Origin of the sequence: Haladaptatus sp. QDMS2, assembly GCF_029338295.1 — an archaeon.
GTDB lineage: Archaea > Halobacteriota > Halobacteria > Halobacteriales > Halococcaceae > QDMS2.
Genome location: NZ_CP119791.1, coordinates 1,842,235 through 1,862,321, shown reverse-complemented (window position 1 = coordinate 1,862,321; position 20,087 = coordinate 1,842,235). Strand labels below are relative to the sequence as shown.

Sequence of the window (20,087 nt, the reverse complement as noted above, 5' to 3'; positions counted from 1 at the left end):
CGGAGCGATTTAGTAGAACTCGCGGACGAGGTCCATCGCGCCTTCTGGCGGCTTGCTCTCGATTTTGGACATGTCTTCGGAGATGCCCCAGCGGTCCTCGAACGGAACCGACGCTTCGTTCTTGTAAATGACGCCCTGGTACTCCTTCTCGGTGTCGAAGATGACGTCCTTGGCCGCGTCCTTGTCGGTCGGGTCGTGGTCCGTCTCCTTCAGGTCCACGAGCGAGTCGCGGAAGTAGTCGTAGGTGTCCACGTCGTTGAACGTGACACACGGGCTGTAACAGTTGACGAAGGCGAAGCCGGGATGCTCGATGGCTTCCTTTATGATTTCGACGTGGCGCATCGCGTCAGACGAGAACGACTGGGCGATGAACGTGCCACCGGCGGCGAGTGCGAGGGCGTGCGGGTTGACCGGCGCCTGCATCGGGCCGTCGGGGGTCGTCGAGGTTTCGAAGTCCTCGCGGCTGGTCGGGGATGCCTGCCCCTTCGTCAGGCCGTAGATGCGGTTGTCCATCACGACGTACGTCATGTCGACGTTGCGCCGGACGGCGTGGACGAAGTGGCCCGCGCCGATGGAGAACCCGTCACCGTCGCCACCTGCGACCATCACTTCGAGGTTCGGGTTCGCGAGTTTGGCACCGATGCCGACGGGCAGGGCGCGTCCGTGGACGCCGTGCAGGGCGTACGCGTGCATGTACGTCCCAATCTTGCCCGAACAGCCGATCCCGGCGACCAGGAACGTATTGTCCGGGTTGTTGCCGGTTTCGGCGAGTGCTTTCATCATGCCGTTCATCGTCCCGAAGTCACCGCATCCGGGACACCAGGTCGGCTGCTTGTCGGATTTGAAGTCAGTGAATCGAACGTCGGAGCTCATGCCGTTGCCTCCACGGGCTCGTCGAGAGCCGCTTTGATTTCGTTTGCCAGTTCGTCTGCTTTGAACCGGACACCGTTGTACTTGTTCACGCGCTTTACGCGGGTGAGGGCATCGTGTTCGATGAGGTTCGCGAACTGGCCGGTCGCGTTACACTCGACGACGATGACCTCGTCTGCCTTCGCAATTTCCTCGGTCAGGTCGGGGCGCGGGAAGATGTACGGAACCGAGAGGAAGCGCACGGAAACGTCGTCTTCCTCTAAGAACTCCATCGCCTCGCGCATCGCGCCCTCGTTCGAACCCCACGAGATGACGAGGTTCTCAGAGTCTGCGTCGCCGAATTCGCGTGGCGACCAGTCTTCATTCTCGATGGCCGTCTGGACCTTCCGGTTGCGCTTGTCGACCTGCTTTACGCGCATGTCCGTGTCCTCGGTCCGGCGACCGAGTTCGTCGTGTTCGAGACCAGTGGACATGTGTGCGCCGCCCTTCGTACCGGGGAACGCGCGCGGCGAGACGCCGTCCTCGGTGAGCGCGTGCGGTTTGAACTGCTGTTTGTCGTTGACCCAGTCGCCGACGGTTTCGTCGTCTACGACCTTGCCGCGGTCGATTTCGACTGCGTCCATGTCGAACTCTTCGGGCGGGAAGGTCTGTTCGCTCACGGCGAGCGCGAGGTCTGCGGCGAGGTAGACCGGCGTCTGGTACTTCTCTGCCAGATTGAACGCTTCCACGGTCTTGTGGAAACACTCGGAGATGCTGGTCGGAGCGACGACGAAGCGCGGAATCTCGCCGTGGCCGCCGTAGAGCATCTGGTTCAGGTCGCCCTGTTCTTGCTTGGTCGGCATCCCCGTGGACGGCCCAGAACGCATGACGTTGGTGATGACCAGCGGCGTCTCGCTCGTCGCGATGAGGCCGAAGGTCTCGGTCATGAGGTCGATGCCCGGCCCAGAGGTTGCGGTCATCGCTCGGGCACCGGCGCGGGCTGCGCCGAGGGCCATGTTGATGGCCGACAGTTCGTCTTCAGCCTGGATGACAGCGCCGCCGAACTGCTCTACGCGTCCGGTCATGTACTCCATGACGTTGGTCGCTGGCGTGATTGGGTAGCCAGCGTAGAAGCGACAGCCGGCCGCGATTGCGCCCATGCCAATCGCTTCGTCACCGTTCAGGAGGACGTAATCCTCGTCGGTGGTTTCGAGTTCGTAGTCGAGGTCCAGGTCGTAGTTCTCGCGAACGTACTCCTGTCCCTTGCGCGCGGCCTTGGAGTTGTTCTCGACGATGGAGCCGCCCTTCGCGCCGAAGCGCTTTTCGAGCGATTCGTCGAGGTTCTCGATTGGGAACTCGGAGACTTCACACGCCGCGCCGAGTGCGACGATGTTCTGCATGATGGCCCCACCCGCCTCTTCTGCGAGGCGGCGGAGGGGAACGTTGAGGCCGATCATGCCCTCGGGGGCCTCGAAGTCCTTCATCGTGGTTCGTTCACCGTCGTAGATGATGACCGAGCCCTCGTGGAGCTCGCTCATGTTCTCTTCGACCGTGCGTTGGGTCAGTGCAATCAGAATGTCGAGTCGGTCTACGACACTCTCGACGCGGTCGACCGAGGTACGAATCTTGTACGCGGTGTAGCCACCACGGATTCGGGATGCGAAGTCTTTGGACGTAAAGACGTGTCGGCCTGCGCGAGAGAGTGCCTGGGCGAAAATCTTCCCAGTGGAGTCGATTCCATCGCCGGCTTCCCCGCCGATGGCCCAGTTCAGGTCCTCTGGCATTGTCGGTGATGGGTTTGCTGTAGCAGTGCAAAAGGCTTCTGAATCAGTCAGTAAACTGGGAACGAAAGCGCATTTGGCGATAGCCCACAAGTGTGGGGTATGGAACCACGTGAAGTGACCGTCGCGGCGAACCGTCGCGTCGGCCCAGACACGGTCGCACTGGACTTAGAAACGCCCGAAGGCTTCAGCGCCGAACCCGGCCAGTTCGTCAAACTCACCCTCGAAGTCGAGGGCGAACCCGTCTCTCGCTTTTACACCCTCTCTTCTCCCAGCGTGGCCGACACCTTCGAAATTACGGTGGGCATCGACCCAGAAGGCGACGTTGCCCCGCACCTGGAGGCGCTCGAAGCGGGCGACGTCGTCCAGATTGCCGGCCCGTTCGGCAACGACTACTACGAAGGCGAATCGCGCGTCGTCATCCTCGCGGGCGGCCCCGGCGTCGGTGCCGCAATCGGCATCGCAGAGCGCGCCGTCGCCGAGGGCGGCGAAGCCGGACTCGTCTACCAGGACGACGCACCGGTCCACGAGGACCGCCTCGCCGCGCTCACCGAGAAGGGGGCCGCGGTCCACATCCTCACAGACGACGAGGACATGACCGACGCCGTCGCCTCGGTGCTCACCGGCGATGAACAACTGTTCATCTACGGATTCGCAGACTTCCTGGACGCCGCGACGACTGCGCTCCAGGAGGCCGGTGCAGACCCGGAAACGGCCAAGGTCGAGAACTTCGGCTGAGACGGCAACAACCGTTTTATCGGAAGGCACACATCTTCCGGTGTGTCCCAGACTCCCAACGCCGAGCGCGAAGCCACGCGTCTCTGTGAGCGACTGCGCGCGGACTACGGCGACCTTCCTAACGTGTACGAAGAGGAGGTGCCGATTCCCGCCGGCCGCTTCGCCGACTTCTGGGAGTACGCAGACGATGGGTTCGTCCGGGCGGCGGGCGCGCGAGTGACCGACGACCAGGACCGCCTGCTCATGTTGCGCGACCGGGGTGCGCCGCGCGACTGGACGTATCCTGGCGGCGGGTTCGAACCCGAGGACGATTCGCTCGAAGGCTGCGCCGTCCGCGAGGTGCGCGAGGAGACGGGCATCGCGTGTGAGGTGACCGACGTCTGTCTTCCACACCGCTTTTACTACACGACCGAGAATCGCGACGACGCGATTCTCACCTTCGGCGTCTTCTTCGACGCCGTGGCGACCGGCGGGTCGTTCACGACGCCAAACGACGAAGCCGTCGAGGCGCGCTGGTTCGAGACGCCGCCACCGCTCGACACCATCCCCGAGATGCTTCGCCCCACGGTCGAAGCGTGGGACTCGTCCGGCTAGAACAGCCCAGAGAGCGCGACGACGCCGAACCCGACGAGTACCACGCCCGCGATGACGTTTACCCGTTTGAGCCATTGTGCCGTAACCCGGTCGCGAATCCGTGAGACGACGCCCGCGAGGAACAGCCACCACCCGACGGACCCGGTGAACACGCCCGCGACGAGCGCCCCCGCCTCGACGACCGAGCCAACGGCGACGCCGAACCCCGTGACGACGGCGGCGAACGCGAGAATCGTCGCCGGGTTGCCGAGCGTGAGTGCGAGGGTGGTCGCGTAGTCGCGGGCAAGGCTCGTCCCCGTCGGAACTCCAGCGGGCCGGGCTGCTGGTGCTCTCCGTGCCGTCTGCACCCCGAGGGCTACGAGCAAGAGGCCGCCGCCGAGCCTGAGTGCCGCCGCGTGGGTCACAAGCACCGCTGCGACCACCGTCGCGCCGAAGGCGACGAGCGCCCCGTACAGCGCGTCGGCCGTCGCCGCTCCCAGTCCCGAAACGAACCCCGACGGGAACCCGCGTTCGAGCGTTCGCTGGATGCAGAGGATGCCGATTGGGCCGACCGGCGCAGCGATGGAGACGCCGAACACGAGGCCGAGGCCGAACGTCTCCATCGCGGTGGACATCGTCACCCCGTAATCGTCTCGTCGTGACAGACGAACTCCACCGAGTTGCCGTCCGGGTCCGCGAAGTACAGCGACCGCCACTGCACCCACGCGTGGGTGGTGGTTCGCACGTCGAGTCCAGCGTCTTCGAGTCGCGCAACTTCGGAATCGAAATCCGAGAGGTCGATGGTGAACGCGACGTGGTCAACGGTCGTGAACCGCTGGTCGATGCCCTCGTACTCGTCCGTGGCGGTGCGGTCGAAGAGGACGAACACCTGCGTGTGGCCGCCGTAGGACTCGCCGAGCGAGAAGAACACGGCGGTGTCGCCGCGTTCGAGGACGGAGAGGCCGACCACGTTCTCGTAGAAGTCGGCCATCTCGTCTATGGACTCCGTACGGAACGCGATTTCGCCGAGGGCTTTCACGGCGGCCATCAGTGCTGGACGAACTCCATGAGGATGCCGCCTGTCGATTTGGGGTGGAGGAACGCCACGTCGTGACCCCACGCGCCGGGGCGCGGTTCCTCGTCGATGAGTTCGATGCCCATGTCGCGGGCGTGGTCGAGGGCGGCCTCGATGTCGTCGGTCGCCACCGCGAGGTGGTGGATACCCGGCCCGTTGTTTTCGAGATACCGTGAAACGGTCCCGTCCTCGATTGGCTCTAACAACTCGAAGTAGCCGTTTCCGCAGTCGAGAAAGACGACGCGGAGGCCGCCGAACTCCTCTTCGTGGACGGCAGGCATGGAGAACAGGTCGCCGTAGAGGTCGATGAGCGCGTCTGCGTCGTCTGTCGCGATGCCGGCGTGGTCGAATTCCATGTCTCACCCGAGGCGCGAACAGGTGATAAAAACGAGGGACAGTGGCGAACCTAGAGCGCCGCGCCGGGACGGTACTCGCCGAACACGTCGCGCAGCGTGTTCGAAATCTCGCCCGTCGTCGCGTACACCTTCACCGCGTCGATGATGTACGGCATGAGGTTCTCGTCGCCTTCTGCGGCCTCCGTGAGCGCCGCGAGCGCGTCGTCTACGGCCTCCTCGTCGCGGTCGGCTTTGACCTCGTCTAAGCTTTCGATTTGGCGGCGCTCGTCTTCCTCGGTGACCTCCTGGACGTCCGGCTGGGGGTCCTCTTCGACGCGATACTTGTTCACGCCGACGATGATGCGCTCTTCGTTCTCGATCTCTTTCTGGCGCTCGAAGGCCACGTCCTGAATCTGGCGCTGGACCCACTGGTCCTCGATGGCCTCGCGCATCCCGCCGCGCTCGTCGACTTCCTCGATGAGTTTCATCGCCTCTTCTTCCAGGGTGTCGGTCAGACTCTCGACGTAGTAGGAGCCAGCGAGCGGGTCGATGGTGTCCGCCGCGCCCGACTCGTGGGCGAGAATCTGCTGGGTGCGCAGCGCCGTCTGGACGGACTGCTCGGTCGGCAGCGAGATAGCCTCGTCTTTCCCGTTCGTGTGCAGGCTCTGGGTTCCGCCGAGGACTGCGGCGAGTGCCTGGTAGGCCACGCGGACGACGTTGTTCTCGACCTGTTGGGCCGTGAGCGTGGAGCCACCGGTCTGCGTGTGGAACTTGAGTTGCTTCGATTTCGGATTCTGCGCGTCGAAGCGCTCTTCCATGATGCGCGCCCAGAGGCGGCGCGCGGCGCGGAACTTCGCGACTTCCTCGAAGATGTTGTTGTGCGAGTTGAAAAAGAAGGAGAGCTGTGGCGCGAAGTCGTCCACGTCGAGGCCTGCGTCGAGGGCGGCTTTGACGTACTCGATGCCGTCACCGAGGGTGAAGGCAAGTTCCTGTGCGGCGGTCGAACCCGCCTCGCGGATGTGGTACCCGGAGATGGAGATGGTGTTGAACTTCGGCACCTCCTCGGCACAGAATTCGAAGATGTCCGTGATGATGCGCATCGACGGTTCCGGCGGGAAGATGTAGGTGTTGCGCGCGACGTACTCTTTGAGAATGTCGTTCTGGATGGTTCCGCGCAGTTTCTCGCGGTCGACGCCCTGGTTGTCGCCGACGGCGATGTACATCGCGAGCAAGATGGATGCGGGGGCGTTGATGGTCATGCTCGTCGAAACTTCGTCGAGCGGAATCCCGTCGAACACCGTCTCCATGTCGGCGAGCGAGTCGATGGCGACGCCGGACTTCCCGACTTCGCCCTGTGCCATCGTCGCGTCCGAGTCGTAGCCCATCTGCGTCGGCAGGTCGAACGCCATCGAGAGCCCCGAAGACCCGCTGTCGAGCAGGTAGTGGAAGCGTTCGTTCGTGGCCGCTGCGGTCGAGAAACCAGCGTACTGGCGCATCGTCCAGAGGCGACCGCGGTACATCGTCGAGTAGACGCCGCGGGTGTAGGGTTCCTGCGCCGGGAACCCGATGTCCTCGTCGTAGTCCTGGTCTGCGATGTCGTTTGGCGTGTAGAGGCGCTGTACGGATTGCCCGCCGGTGTCCGTGGTGAAGTCCTCTTTGCGCTCGCCAAAACGGTCGAGCGTCGGTTTGACCTGTTGGTCCTCCCAGGTCTCCTTTTCCTCCCGAATCTGCGCCAGGTCGTCGGGGTCGAACATTATCAGAATCGATGCAGCGGGCGGCCTAAAGGTTTGTGAGACTGTCCCAACCTTGCCGTCTCTCGCGCAACTCGTGCCTGCGGCTCTGTGGGTGTGAAGAAAAAGCCCGGAAAGGGGTGAGTTCGATTACGCGGCTGGCAGGCCGAGCATGACCGTCATCGTGATGGCCATGATGATGAAGCCGCCGACCATCGCGACCGTGGAGTACCCGATGATGTCACGGGCACGCAGGTTCGCGAGTGCCAGCAGTGGGAGCGCCCAGAACGGCTGAATCATGTTGGTCAGCTGGTCGCCGAACATTTCGATGATGATAGCCGTCTCGAGTGGCATGCCCAGTTGCGCCGTGGTGTCGAGCAGGATTGGTCCCTGTGCGACCCACTGGCCGCCGCCGGACGGAACGAAGACGTTCACGATACCGGCGCTGATGAGACCGATGACCGGCCACGTCGTCGGCGTCGCGATGCTCGCGAAGAAGTTCGCGATGGTCGCGGTCAGTGCCGTGCCTGTGAGCAGCCCGGAGATACCCGCGTAGAACGGGAACTGGAAGATGATGCCGCCGACGTTCTCGACGGATTCGTCCATCTGCTGGACGATGCGCTTTGGCGTGACCCAGAGAATCATCGCGAAGAAGATGAACATCGCGTTGATGGAGTTCAGGGTGAGACTCGAGAGCCCTTCACCGCTGATAATCCACGCGTCGATGACGTAGTAGAGCGGGAACGCCGCGATGACGAGCCCGATAATTTTCGAGTTGTTGAGTTTGTCTGCGAAGGTATCTTCTGCGATGCCCGTCGCAGAGGCCGTTTTCGTGCCCTCTGCGACGCCGCCGTCGGTCGCGGCCTGTCCGCCGGACATCTGCCGGTAGACTTTGTCCGGCAGGCTCTTGATTTCATCGTCATCTTTGGGGTGAAGTGCACCCATGAGCGGTGGGATGACAGTGAGCATGAGCGCCACCGTAACCAAGTTCACCGGGTGCCCGAGGGTCCGGCCGAGCGAGAAGCCATTCTCCATGACGTTCTCGTTCGGGAACTTCGCGAGTGCCGCCTCGAAGGTCGGTGGGATGAGTGCGGGGTCCGCCATGATGAGACCACTCGAGGTGGTCAGCCCGGAGTGCCAGATCATGAGCGCGGTGTACCCGGCGGCCGCCAGCAGTGGGTAGTGAAGGTTAAGCCCCTTCTCTTTACCGTGGTAGGCGACCTGCTTTGCCATCACCGCGCCGACGATGAGGCCGAGCCCCCAGGAGATGAGGCCGGCGAGCATCCCGACGAACGAGACGAACGCGACGGCCGTGAACGGGCTCGATGGGAGTTTCGCGATACGCGCGAGAAAGTTGGTTACTGTTGGGGATTTCGCGATTGCGTCACCCATCATCAGTGTCACGGCGAACGCCGCCATGAAGCCGAGGAGTGTCCACACCCCGCCGACCCACGCATCCATGGCCTCCGTCGGGGTGGACCCGACGGCGACTGCACCACCGAATGCGATGACTGTCAGTAGTATTACAAGAACGTACGGATTTGGAACGTATCTCAGCGAAAGTTCAGCGAAAACGCCACCGAGTTTACGTATTGGGTCTGTGATTGCCATTACCTTACTGCACCGTGTTCATCCATTGAAGAAGTGCTATATAATGGTTTGGTACACGTTGTCACCAGACAGAGAATTAATTAATTGGGATTTCGTTTCAGAATTAGAATACGTAGATGGAGGGCACGTCGAACCGGTTCGACACATCGCCGACTGAACTCCGACTATAATTCGTGCAGAATACCCGGCTATACCCGGTGGTTTAAGTTAAATCTGCGTTCGTGTCTCTCACCCTGACGGTCAGGTGCGCGCCATATATCAATAATCACTCAGTTGTTTCTATCACGATTTTTCCTAACACTCCTGGCGACGCCGCGTGTGCCATCGCGTCCGCCGCCTCGGCGAGGGGGTAGGCCGCCTCGATGACGGGGTCGATAGACCCCGCTGCGAGTAGTGGTGAAACCGCCGTAAGGACCCGTCGTTGGTCGTCCATCGAAGCCATGATAGACATGAACCGAATGTCGGCGTCGTCAAACATTGCCGCGAGGGCTCGTTCGGGGGTCAGCGCCGCGCGCGCACCCTGCCCGATGACGACGACGCGGCCGCCGCGGCCGACCGCCGCGAGGTCGGTTTCGATGTGTTTGTCCGCGTGCGAATCCAGCACGACGTCCACGGGTCTGCCCGCGAGCGACGCGCGGACCGCATCCGCCAGGTCGTCCTCGCGGTAGTCGACGACGGCCGTCGCGCCGAGTCCCTCCACGAACGCGGTCGCTTCCTCGCCGCGGGCCGTCCCGACGACGGTCGCCCCGGCGTTGACCGCAATCTGGACGGCGACGTGGCCGACGCCGCCCGACGCGCCGTGGACGAGACACGTTTCACCGACCCGCAGGTCGCCTCGCGTGACGAGTCCGCGCCACGCCGTCGCACAGACGAGCGCGGCCGCCGCGCCCGTCTCGAAGGAGACTGCATCGGGGAGGGTTGCGAGTCTAGCAGCCGGAACCGCCGCGTACTCGGCGTACGTCCCGTCGTCCTTCCACCCGAAACCCGTTCCATAGACCCTGTCGCCGGGTTCGAGGCGCGTGACGCCCGCACCGACCGCGTCCACGACGCCCGCGAGATCCACGCCGCAGACGTGGGGCAGGCCCGCCGTCGGTTCGAGCAGGCCGCTTCTGAGTTTCGCGTCGATCGGATTGACGCTCGCCGCCTCGATGGCGACGCGCACTTCGCCCGCTCCCGGATTCGGTTTCGGCACCTCGTCGAGCGAGAGCACAGACTCGTCGCCGTACTCGTGGTATCGAATGGCACGCATGGGCCGTGCTACGGAAAGGAGGGAGAAAACGCTTCAGATGGCGGACATCGCTGCAGTGGCGACGAGTTCGCGCGCTTCCTCTGGGTCGTCGGTCGCAGACAGCGCGAGCGCCAGGGTGATGCGGGCTTTCTGCGCCGGCAGGTCGCCGCCCAGAATCGCGCCGTGTTCTTCGAGGGTGCGCGCGCCGCCTTCCTTGCCATAGATGCCGTTGACCGCGCCGCCGTGACACCGCGAGGTGACGACGACGGGCACGCCCCGGTCGATTGCTTCGGCTGCCGCCGTTTCGAGCCCCGGCGTCGTATTTCCGAGGCCCATCCCTTCGAGAACGATGCCGGAGACGCCGTCTTCGAGGGCGCGTTCTATCTGCCGGCCATCGACGCCCGCGGCGCTCTTCACCATCTCGACGCGGGCGGTCACGTCCGTCGCGGGAATCGAAACCGACTCGCTGCCCGGTTCGCGGAAGAAGCGGACGTAGCCCCGAAGCACGTTCGCCACCGGCCCCGCGTCGGGCGCGTAGAACGTATCGAGATTGCTGGTGTGGCCCTTCGTCACGGTGCGTGCGGAGTAGAGACTGTCCGCGAAAGCGATGTACGCCCCGCCCGCCTCGCGGACGCGCTCGTGACTCGCAGCGCGAACTGCTGTGAGCAGGTTAGCCGGGCCGTCTGCGCCGGGTTCGTCGCCCCGACGTTGCGCTCCCGTGAACACGACCGGAATCGTATCGCCCGCGACCACGTCGACGAAGTACGCAGACTCCTCCATCGTGTCCGTGCCGTGGGTGACGACGACGCCGTCTACCCCCTCTGCGGCGAGTTCGCGGACTCGCCGGACGATGGTGGCCATCGTATCGAAACCGAGTGCAAAACTCGAAATCTGGGCCACCTCCTCGACCGAGATGTCCGCGTGGTCGGTGAGGCCGGGGACGGCCTCAACCAGTTCGTCGCCCGCCCTCGTGGGGGTCGCGCCCTTGTCGGTGCCGGTGCTCGCGATGGTTCCGCCAGTCGAAAGAACCGCGATGTGTGGTGTCATACGACTTTCTCCGTCGTCTGGCACGTAAGCCTGTCTGTCATACTCGGCGCTCGAGTTCCAACAGCGCCCCCGAGAGGACGTCGATGCCGACGAAGATGTCGTCCTCGTTCACGTCGAACGTCGCCGTGTGGTGGCCGCCGGGGTGGTCCGTCCCGACGATGGGGAAGCCAGCGACGCCGCCGTTCTCCTGCACCGCTCGCATGAGGTAGGTGGCGTCCTCGCTCGCGCCGAAGTTCCCGGTGCGCAGCACCGAAGTGACACCGTCGGTCTCTTTTGCAGCGGTCGCAACCGCGTCAATCGATGTCTCGTCGCTGTCCACGCGCGGAGCACGGCTCACCATCTCGATGTCTACCTCCACGTCGTGCATTTCGGCGGCCGCCCGGATGGTGCGTTCTGCTTTTTCTTGCATGTAGTCTCGCAGGTCGTTCGTCTCGGCACGAACCTCGATTTGCAGTTCGCCGTGGTCGGGGATGATGTTCGACGCCTCGCCAATCTTGGCCTTGCCGACGTTCACCCGCGTCATGCCGTCTGCGTGGCGCGGAATCGCGTAGAGGTTCTGAATGGCCGCGGCGGCCGCCTGCATGACGTTGCGCCCCTCGTTCGGCGCGAGGCCCGCGTGGGCCGGTTCGCCGGTGAACCTCACCGTCGATTTCTGGACGGAGAGCGGTTTCACGCTCCCGGCGACGATTTCACCGGACGGGTGGCCGAGGCCGATGTGGACCGCGAGCAATCCCTCCACGTCCTCGATGAGCGGCGAGTCTGCCATCGACTTGCCGCCGCCGAGAACCTCCTCTGCGGGCTGGAAGAACACTTTGAGCGTGCCCGAAAAGTCGCTCTGCTGGATGGCCTCGATGGTTCCAAGGCCCATCGTCATGTGCGAGTCGTGGCCGCAGGCGTGCATCGCGTTCTCGTTTTCGGAGCGAAAGCCCTCTTGGACGGGGTAGTGGCTCTCGTCGGTCGATTCCGGCTGCGGGAGCGCGTCGATGTCCACGCGCAGGCCGAGTACGGGGCCGTCGCCTTTCTCGACGACCGCGACGACACCTGTGTGACCCCCCTTCGTCTTTTCGAGAACGTCTTCGCGAGCCCCGTTTTCGCGCGCTTTCTCGAACCAGTGGTCGAGGTCGGCTTCCTCGGGGACGCTCATCCGCGATTCCGAGACGAGCACGTCGCTGCCGACGTGAAGCTCGTCCACGTCGAGGGCTTCGAGTTCGTCTACCAGTCGGCTCGTCGTGAGGAATTCGCGCCACGACGGTTCTGGGTATCGGTGGAAGGTTCGTCGAATCTCGACCGCCCGGTCTCTGATTCCCTGACTCATGGGTTCGTTCCACACGATGAGAAGTGGGGTTATAGCGTTCAGGGTGGCGGCGACTTCACACGGAGCGAACGCGGTCGCGCAACTCGACGCGTCGGATCTTCCCGCTCGACGTCTTCGGCAGGTCGTCTACGATGTGGAGACGACGCGGGTAGGCGTGGTGGGCGAGTTTCCCCTTCACGAATCCGACGATGTCCTCGCGGAGCTGTTGGGTCGCCTCGAACTCGTTTCTGAGGACGACGAACGCCGCGACCACCTCGCCGCGCTGGTCGTCGGGGACGCCGACGACCGCTGCCTCCGCCACGGCCTCGTGTTCGATGAGCGTGCTCTCGACTTCGAACGGGCCGATACGATACCCCGAGGAGATGATGACGTCGTCGGCCCGGCCGACGAACCAGTAGACGCCGTCCTCGAAGGTGGCCGCGTCGCCGGTCAGAAACCACTCCGCACCGTCGATTGCCGTCCAGGAGTTCGCGGTCGCTTGCGGCCGGTTCAAATAGCCGTCGAAATACGTCCCGCCGCCGCGTTTGACCGCGAGTTCGCCGGTCTCGCCTTCCGCGGCTCGCTCTCCGTCTGCGAGCACCTGCACCTCGAACCCCGGAATCGACGTCCCCATGCTCCCCTGGACGAACCGGTCGGGGGCGACGTGCTGGTTGCCGACGACCATCCCGACTTCCGTGACGCCGTACTGGTCGTACACGGGCACGGAAAGTTCGTCGTCGAACCACCGGACGACCTCCGGATTGAGCGGTTCGCCCGCGCTGTTCCCCCGTTCGAGTGCGAGGTCGTAGTCCTCGTGAAGAGTGTCCTCCGCCATGAGGCCGCGGTAGGCCGTCGGACTGCTCGCGAGGGTCGTGACTCCGGCGCGCTCCATCACGTCGTACCAGGCCGCCGGGTCGAACTCCCCCGCGTACAGCACGTTCTCGACGCCCATGCTCACGGGCGCGATGCCGGCGGTGAGCAGGCCGTACATCCAGCCGGGGTCGGCCGCGCCCCAGAACACCTCGTCGCCGGTGAGGCCCATTCCGTACCAGAGGTAGGGGTAGAGCGCGGCGAGCACGCGATGGGTGAGCAGACAGCCCTTCGGAGGGCCCGTCGTTCCAGAGGTGTATTCGAGCGTCGACACGTCGTCGGCGCTCGTCCGCACCGTCTCGTGGCTCGTCGGTTGGCCCGCGAGGAGGTCTGTGTGGGCGTGGTCTTCCTCGGCGACGCCCACCCCCTCCCGGTCCACCACGACGACGTGCTCGAAGCCCACCTCGTCCTCGACGGCCGCCACGCGGTCGCGGTACTCCGGGGTCGTGAAGATGACGTTTACGTCGGCGTCGCCTGCCCGTGCCGCGATGGCGTCCGGGCCAAACGCGGTGAACAGCGGGACGTACACCGCTCCCGCTCGCCAGATGCCGAGGAAAATCGGGTAGAGTTCCGGTAGTCGCGGGACGAGCGTCGCCACGGGGTCGCCCCGGGAGACGCCGAGGTCGGAGAGCGCGTTTGCCACCTGCGAACTCTGTGCTTCGAGGTCGGCGTAGGTGAGCTCGACCGCGTCGCCGCCGTCGCCGTACCACGTCAGTGCCGTGCCCTTGCCGACGTTTCGCGTGACGACTTCGTGGGTGAGGTTCAGTTCTCGGGGGGCGTCCCAGTCGAACTGGTCGAACACCGCCTCCCAGGTAAAATCGGCCGCCCTTGGTATGCCCGTCATGGGTTCACCCTACCGACCGAACGCATATGTGTGTTGTTCTCACTCGGCATAGTCCGCGTCGCGTTTTTCGAGGAACGAGCGCGCCCCCTCCTGTGCCTCCGGCCCGGCAAACAGGTAGCCAAGGCCCGCTCGCATCGCGTCGTCTTCGCCCGCGAACCGGAGGCTCGTGTTGAGCCACGCTTTCGTCGTCTCGATGGCCGGCGGCGACCCGCGCTTGAGGCTCGCCACGATGTCCGCGACGGCGTCGTCCAGTTCGTCCGCGTCAACCGCCCGGGCGAACAGCCCCCAGTCGGTCGCTTCTTCGCCGGAGAGTTTCCGACCCGCGAGCGCGAGGTCAGCGGCCCGCTGGCGGCCGATCATCCGCGCGAGTCGCTTCGCGCCGTAGAATGGGTAGGCCCCGATTTGCACCTCGGGGAGAGCGAACTCGGCGTCGGCGGGAACGACGGTGAGGTCGCAGGCGAGCAGCAGTTCGAACCCGCCGCCGTAGGCCGACCCGTTCGCCTTTCCGACGACGGGCAGTGGGGCGCCTTCGATGGCTCCGAAGCAATCGAGCGCGATTTTCGTGAGTTCGCGCACGGCCCGCGTGTCCTCGATGTCTCGCAACGTGGCGATGTCGTCGCCCGCACAGAACGCACGGCCCTCTCCCGTCAACACCGCCACCCGCGCGCCGTCGTCGTCAGCCTGCGTCAGAAAATCGTCAATCGCTCCCCACATCTCCAGCGTGAGTGCGTTCAACTTCTCCGGTCGGGCGAGGGTAATCGTCGCGACACCGTCTTCCAGGTCGTAGGTGACGTGTTCTGTCATGCCCTCCCTCCCACGCGAACGGTGATAAATGGTGACACAGGTAGGCTTATTCGCCTCCACCGGGAGGTTCCACGTATGCGAGATGTGAGTATCGTTGGCATGGGCACGACCGAGTTCGGCGTGCTCGATGCCGGCGTCAAGGACCTCGGTGTACGCGCGGTTTCTCGGGCACTCCGCTCGTGCGAAGTGGACAGGGAAGACGTAGACGCGCTCTACCTCGGCAACTTCGTCGCGGGCATCCTCGAGGGTCAGGAGACCATCGCGCCGCTCGTCGCCGATAGCGTGGGCCTTACCGGCATCCCGACGATGAAGACCGAAGGCGCGTGTGCGAGTTCCGGCATCGCCCTGCGACAGGCGTATCAGGCCGTCGCCACCGGCGTCCACGACGTGGTCGTCGTCACGGGCGTCGAGAGCATGACGAGCGCCGAGACGACGGAGTTCACCCGGGCGCTCAACAGCGCGGCAGACAACCAGACAGAGGGGAAGACCGGCCTCACCTTCCCCGGCTTTTACGGGCTCTGGCTCGACCGCTACATGCACGAACACGGGACGACGCGCGAGGAGGTCGCGGCAATTCCGGTGAAAAATCGGAAAAACGGCGCACAGAACCCCCGCGCCCGCTTCCGGGACCCGGTGACCGTCGCGGACGTGACCGAGTCGCGCCTCGTCGCAGACCCCCTCAGACTCTACGATTGCTGTCCGGCCGCCGACGGCGGCGCGGCCATCGTCCTCACCGCCCGTGACCGGGCCCGCGAGTTCACCGACACGCCCATCGACGTGCTGGCGAGCGCCCACGCCAGCGGCCGGAGTGGCGCGTACCGCTACGACGACCTGACGACGCTCGACGCCACCGTGACCGCGGCCGAGGACGCTTACGCGCAGGCGGACATCGCACCAACGGACCTCGACCTAGTCGAACTCCATGACTGCTTCTCCGCCGCCGAAATCGGCGATTCTGAGGACCTCGGCCTGTTCGAGAAAGGACAGGGCGCGCGGGCCGCAGCAGAGGGCGTGACGGCCGTCGATGGCGACGTGCCCATCAACCCGAGCGGCGGGTTGCTCTCGAAGGGCCATCCCGTCGGCGCGACGGGCATCGGACAGGTGTACGAAGCCTGCCTGCAACTGTTCGGCGAGCACGAGAATCAGGTCGACGGCGCGGAACTCGCGCTCACCCACAACCTCGGCGGGAGCGGCGCGGTGTGTACCGTCACCGTCCTCGGGAGGGGTGCGTAATGCCCGCATTCCCCGCCACCGCGTGCGCAGACTGCGGCGAGGTGTACGGATTCCCCGTCGTCGCCTGCCGCGCCTGCGGCGGCGAATCCTTCGAGGTCAACGAACTCCCCGGCGAAGGAACCGTCTACGCTCGGACGACCATCCGCGTTCCCGGCGCGGACCACCAGGGCCAGGAACCGTTCGAGGTGTGCGTCGTGGACGTCGCGGATGCGGTCCGGGTCACGGCGCGAATCCTCGACAACCCCGGCCTCGAACCGGACGACGCGGTGCAGTTCGTCGAGGAACGCGACGGCGTGTTCTTCTTCGAGGCGGCCTGACCGCCCCGGCTTACTCGGCGTCGAGCACGAAGGGGTCGCCGACCTCGCCGGCGTGGTTGTACCAGACGCTTTTGGTCTGATAGTACTCCTCTAAGCCTTCCCGCCCGTTTTCTCGCCCGAGGCCGCTCGCCTTGTAGCCGCCGAACGGCGAGTTCGGCGCGATGAGTCGGTACTCGTTTACCCAGACCGTGCCCGCTTGGACGGTCTCGACGAACCGGTTCGCCCGGTCCATGTCTCGCGTCCAGATGGCCGCTGCGAGGCCGAACTCGGTGTCGTTCGCGATGTCCAGTGCCGCCGCTTCGTCCTCGAACGAGATGACGCTCGCCACCGGTCCGAAGATTTCCTCTCTGGCGACGGTCATGTCGTTTTCGACGTCGACGAACACCGTCGGTTGGATGAAGCACTCGCCGGGTTGGTCCGCCGGCATCTCGCCGCCGACGGTGATGGTCGCGCCCTCCGCGAGCCCGGACTGGACGTACTCGTGGACGGTCTCCCACTGCCCGCGGAAGGCGACCGGCCCCATCTCCGTCTCCGGGTCGCGTGGGTCGCCGAGTTTGATGTCACTCGCTTTTTCGGTGAGTCGTGCCACGACCTCCTCGTGGACGTCCTCGTGGACGAGTACCCGCGACCCTGCCATGCAGGTTTGGCCCGTCGCGGCGAAAATCCCCTTCATCACGCCGTTTACCGCGTCGTTGAGGTCGGCGTCGGGGAAGATGACGTTCGGGCTCTTCCCGCCGAGTTCGAGCGAGACCTTCGTGAGGTTCTCTCCGGCCGTCTTTGCCACCTCGCGTCCCACAGCAGTGCTCCCGGTGAATGCGAGTTTGTCCACGTCGGGGTGTGCGGTGAGCGCCGCCCCGGTGTGTCCGTACCCGGGAACGACGTTGTAGACGCCCGGCGGGAGGTCGGTGTGCTCGTAGACCAACTCGGCGAATCGAAGCGCGCTAACCGGCGTCTCTTCGCTCGGCTTCTGGACGACGGTGTTGCCCGCTGCGAGCGCGGGAGCGAATTTCCACGCCGTCAACAGCAACGGTGAGTTCCACGCCGTAATCGCGCCGACGACCCCGTACGGCTCGTGGCGCACGTAGTTGAACATCTGCCCGTCTTTTTTGTCTACCGGGATGGTGCGTCCGGATTCGACCTCCTCGCAAATGCGGCCATAGTAGCGATACCACTCGCCAAGCGCCTCCATCTGCTGTTCCATCTCGCGCAGTAACTTGCCGTTCTGGAGCGTCTCGAGTTCCGCGAGTTCTCGCGTGTTCGCGTCGATGGTGTCCGCAATCTGGTTCAGAATAACGCGCCGGTCGCTCGGTTTGGCGTCCCCCCACGCATCGCTCTCGAAGGCGGCGCGAGCGACGCCGACGGCGGTGTCTACGTCTGCTGCGGTTCCGTCCGGGACGGTTGCCCACACCGTTCCGTCGTAGGGGAACGACACGTCGATTCGGTCGTCGCCGGAAGATGCCCGAAACCTACCATCTACGAACAGGTCGTACTCCGCTAGCCCCTCGGTGTCTATTGTTGACATTGCTCGTGTGTGGGGTTCAGGCACTCAGTATTAAGCGCACGGACAACTGCAAGACTGGTAGTTGGTATGCCGACAGGTTCGCCGCTCACGCGACGTACACACTTAAACGCCTCTCCGCTTGGAAATCGAATGCCTATGCAATACGTTCACAATGGACGTTTCATGGCTACTGAAGGCGGGCAAACGTGGAAAGTAGAGAGCGAACCCCGGGTGCGGAGCATCGACGACATCGACCTCCACGACCTGGCGATGCAACCGGTCGTCAAATTTCTTCTCGCGTTTCTGGTCGGCGGCGTGTTCTTCTTGCTCCCGGTGAGCCACGGCGGCGAAATCACCGTCCCGTTCGACATCGCCGTGAGCTTTATCATCGAAACGTTCCCGACGGCCGTGGGCGTCTACGCTTTCGCCATCATCGTGGCCGGCGGCGTGCTCACGACGCTCGCCATGCTCACCGACGGTGAGGTCGCCGGGTTCGACCTCTCGTACTTCGAGACTTCGGTCGTGTTCTGGTTACTTCGCGTCGCTGGCGTCGTCCTCGCGCCGGTGATGTTCTTCAAACTCGGCCCCGACCTGCTGCACACGCCGGGCACGGGCGGCCTGATGTGGGGAACGCTCGTCTACAGCGTCGGCATCATCATCCCCATCGGTGCGATTTTCATCACCATCTTCGTCGAACTCGGCGGCCTCGAATTCATCGGCACGCTCTCGCGGCCGGTCATGAAGCCGCTGTTCAAGGTGCCCGGTCGGGCGGCACTCGACAGCCTCGCCTCGTGGGTGGGTTCCTACAGCGTCGGCCTCTACGTCACCCGGAACGTCTTCGAGCAGGGCGGCTACCACAAGCGCGACGTGTTCACCATCGCCACCTGCTTCTCGACGGTGAGCATCGGGTTCGTCGGCGTCGTCGCCGCCACCCTCGACATGCTCTCGCTGTTCCCGGTCATCTTCGGCGCGTACTTCTGCTGTATCGTCCTCACGAGCATCATCCTCGTGCGGATTCCGCCGATTTCGACCACGCCGAAGGAGTACATCGCCGAACCCGAACCCGAGGTCGGATTCGAAGGGTCGCTCGGCGATTACGTCCGCTTTGCGCTCTCAGAAGCGGTCAAAAAAGCGGACGAGGGTGAAACCTTCCTCGAAGCGGCGACTCGCGGGTTCGTCGACGGTATCAAACTGACGAGCCTCATCCTCGGCACGATTCTCGCCGTCGGACTGGCGGCGACGCTGCTCTCTGCGAACACGCCCGTCTTCGACATCCTCGGCCAGCCGCTCGTGCCGGTCATCGCCGCCCTCGGCATCCCGAACGCGGCCATGGTCGCCCCGGCGACCATCGTCGGCATCACCGAGATGTTCGTGCCCGTATTGCTCGTGACGAAGGCCGCGCCGATGGCCAAATTCTTCGTCGCAGTGCTCGCCGTCTCACAGCTCATCTTCTTCTCCTCGGTGGGCCCGATGATCATGGATATGTTCAGCGACGTGCCGATTCGCTTTCGTGACCTCGTTGGCCTGTTCGTCATCCGCACCATCATCCTCGTGCCCGTCGTCGCCGGGATGACCCACCTCGTCGCGGCGCTCGGCCTGCTCGGTTAGAGGTATTCGACCAGCGCGTCCGCGAACTTCTGCTCTGCCCGTCTGAGGTGGTGTTCGACCGTCCGGCGGCCCACGCCCACTGTTTCGGCGAGTTCGGTCGTCGTCGTCCGTCGTGGAATTTCGTAGTACCCTGCCGCGTGCGCGGCGAGAAACACCTCGCGCTGGCGGGCCGACAGCGTCGGAAGCACAGACTCCATCGACATGAGCGGCGTGTCGGACGTGACGGTGGCGAGTTCCTGTTTCGACTCTACCGTGACCCGGTGGTCTGCGGTGATATCGCGGTAGAAGTTCGTGAGATTCGCCGGGTCGAGAGCGAGCACGCGAACGATTTTCGCTCCTTTTTCGTAGCGAAGCGGGGGCAACAGCAGGCAGTCGTGTTTCGCGAGATACGCTTCGACGTAGTCGCTGCCGTGTTCTTTCAGACAGGCGTCTGTGATGACCACCTGGTCCGTGTCGTTGTTGATGTGCTCGCGGATGCCCACCTCTTCCTCGACGTTCGCCAGCACGCTTTCTGTGTGCTCGCCAGTCACGTGCAGGAGGTCGCAGTGGTCGTTACACCAGAGTTCGATTTCGGTGTCGTTTCGTTCGGTAGCCCGGGCGTACGGGCCGCTTCCGTGGATTCGGAACACGGCTTTGTACATGCAAGGCG

The 20,087-nt window shown here is 64.3% G+C and carries 19 protein-coding genes; 5 read left to right on the top strand and 14 right to left on the bottom strand.

Annotated elements, in window-relative coordinates; genetic code table 11:
* Positions 1–9: 9 nt before the first annotated feature.
* Positions 10–873, bottom strand: coding sequence for a 2-oxoacid:ferredoxin oxidoreductase subunit beta (locus P1M51_RS10150; protein ID WP_276248088.1), 864 nt, complete (start codon positions 871–873; stop codon positions 10–12).
* A complete protein-coding gene (locus P1M51_RS10145) occupies positions 870–2,633 on the bottom strand; it encodes a 2-oxoacid:acceptor oxidoreductase subunit alpha (protein WP_276248087.1) in 1,764 nt (587 codons plus the stop codon). The genes P1M51_RS10150 and P1M51_RS10145 overlap by 4 nt, the downstream gene beginning before the upstream one ends.
* A 99-nt stretch (positions 2,634–2,732) precedes the next feature.
* On the opposite strand from P1M51_RS10145, the gene P1M51_RS10140 reads away from it, so the two are divergent.
* On the top strand, positions 2,733–3,368 hold the full coding sequence (locus tag P1M51_RS10140) for an FAD-dependent oxidoreductase (protein ID WP_276248086.1): 636 nt from the start codon (positions 2,733–2,735) through the stop codon (positions 3,366–3,368).
* A gap of 42 nt (positions 3,369–3,410) precedes the next feature.
* Positions 3,411–3,962 (top strand): NUDIX hydrolase, encoded by a 552-nt coding sequence (locus tag P1M51_RS10135; RefSeq protein WP_276248085.1) that lies wholly within the window; start codon positions 3,411–3,413, stop codon positions 3,960–3,962.
* Here P1M51_RS10135 and P1M51_RS10130 read toward each other — a convergent pair.
* The 10 genes from P1M51_RS10130 to P1M51_RS10085 all read right to left on the bottom strand — a co-directional run bounded on the left by P1M51_RS10130 (position 3,959) and on the right by P1M51_RS10085 (position 14,779).
* Entirely contained in the window at positions 3,959–4,576 is a 618-nt protein-coding gene (locus P1M51_RS10130) for a LysE family translocator (RefSeq protein WP_276248429.1), read from the bottom strand. The two genes, P1M51_RS10135 and P1M51_RS10130, sit on opposite strands and share 4 nt — an antisense overlap.
* A gap of 2 nt (positions 4,577–4,578) precedes the next feature.
* Positions 4,579–4,989, bottom strand: a complete 411-nt coding sequence (locus tag P1M51_RS10125; RefSeq protein WP_276248084.1) for a VOC family protein — start codon at positions 4,987–4,989, stop codon at positions 4,579–4,581.
* Positions 4,989–5,372: a methylmalonyl-CoA epimerase gene (mce, locus tag P1M51_RS10120; protein WP_276248083.1), complete on the bottom strand. Its 384-nt coding sequence runs from the start codon at positions 5,370–5,372 to the stop codon at positions 4,989–4,991. The genes P1M51_RS10125 and mce overlap by 1 nt, the downstream gene beginning before the upstream one ends.
* A gap of 50 nt (positions 5,373–5,422) precedes the next feature.
* On the bottom strand, positions 5,423–7,105 hold the full coding sequence (locus P1M51_RS10115) for a methylmalonyl-CoA mutase (protein ID WP_276248082.1): 1,683 nt from the start codon (positions 7,103–7,105) through the stop codon (positions 5,423–5,425).
* Between the two features lie 126 nt (positions 7,106–7,231).
* Positions 7,232–8,692 carry a TIGR00366 family protein gene (locus P1M51_RS10110; protein ID WP_276248081.1) on the bottom strand — a complete coding sequence of 487 codons (1,461 nt, stop codon included), beginning with the start codon at positions 8,690–8,692 and terminating at the stop codon, positions 7,232–7,234.
* Positions 8,693–8,957: 265 nt separating this feature from the next.
* Positions 8,958–9,941, bottom strand: coding sequence for an NADPH:quinone reductase (locus tag P1M51_RS10105; protein ID WP_276248080.1), 984 nt, complete (start codon positions 9,939–9,941; stop codon positions 8,958–8,960).
* A gap of 33 nt (positions 9,942–9,974) precedes the next feature.
* Positions 9,975–10,967 carry an asparaginase gene (locus P1M51_RS10100; protein WP_276274436.1) on the bottom strand — a complete coding sequence of 331 codons (993 nt, stop codon included), beginning with the start codon at positions 10,965–10,967 and terminating at the stop codon, positions 9,975–9,977.
* A 37-nt stretch (positions 10,968–11,004) separates the two neighbouring features.
* Complete coding sequence (locus P1M51_RS10095; RefSeq protein ID WP_276248078.1) at positions 11,005–12,282, bottom strand: amidohydrolase; 1,278 nt, start codon at positions 12,280–12,282, stop codon at positions 11,005–11,007.
* A 55-nt stretch (positions 12,283–12,337) separates the two neighbouring features.
* The gene (locus P1M51_RS10090; protein WP_276248077.1) at positions 12,338–13,975 is read right to left on the bottom strand and encodes an acyl-CoA synthetase; all 1,638 of its coding nucleotides are present in this window, start codon (positions 13,973–13,975) and stop codon (positions 12,338–12,340) included.
* Positions 13,976–14,014: 39 nt separating this feature from the next.
* On the bottom strand, positions 14,015–14,779 hold the full coding sequence (locus P1M51_RS10085; protein WP_276248076.1) for an enoyl-CoA hydratase/isomerase family protein: 765 nt from the start codon (positions 14,777–14,779) through the stop codon (positions 14,015–14,017).
* Positions 14,780–14,854: 75 nt separating this feature from the next.
* Between P1M51_RS10085 and P1M51_RS10080 the strand changes: the two genes are divergently transcribed.
* Positions 14,855–16,012: a thiolase domain-containing protein gene (locus tag P1M51_RS10080; protein ID WP_276248075.1), complete on the top strand. Its 1,158-nt coding sequence runs from the start codon at positions 14,855–14,857 to the stop codon at positions 16,010–16,012.
* Positions 16,012–16,329, top strand: coding sequence for a Zn-ribbon domain-containing OB-fold protein (locus tag P1M51_RS10075; protein ID WP_276248074.1), 318 nt, complete (start codon positions 16,012–16,014; stop codon positions 16,327–16,329). Before P1M51_RS10080 ends, P1M51_RS10075 begins: the two co-directional genes overlap by 1 nt.
* 10 nt (positions 16,330–16,339) lie before the next feature.
* Here P1M51_RS10075 and P1M51_RS10070 read toward each other — a convergent pair whose 3' ends face one another.
* Positions 16,340–17,851: an aldehyde dehydrogenase gene (locus P1M51_RS10070; protein WP_276248073.1), complete on the bottom strand. Its 1,512-nt coding sequence runs from the start codon at positions 17,849–17,851 to the stop codon at positions 16,340–16,342.
* 162 nt (positions 17,852–18,013) lie between these two features.
* Here P1M51_RS10070 and P1M51_RS10065 point away from each other — a divergent pair, with 162 nt between their 5' ends.
* Entirely contained in the window at positions 18,014–19,438 is a 1,425-nt protein-coding gene (locus P1M51_RS10065) for a YjiH family protein (RefSeq protein WP_276248072.1), read from the top strand.
* Here the strand turns inward: P1M51_RS10065 and P1M51_RS10060 are convergent.
* Entirely contained in the window at positions 19,435–20,079 is a 645-nt protein-coding gene (locus tag P1M51_RS10060) for a helix-turn-helix domain-containing protein (protein ID WP_276248071.1), read from the bottom strand. The two genes, P1M51_RS10065 and P1M51_RS10060, sit on opposite strands and share 4 nt — an antisense overlap.
* Between the last annotated feature and the right edge of the window lie 8 nt (positions 20,080–20,087).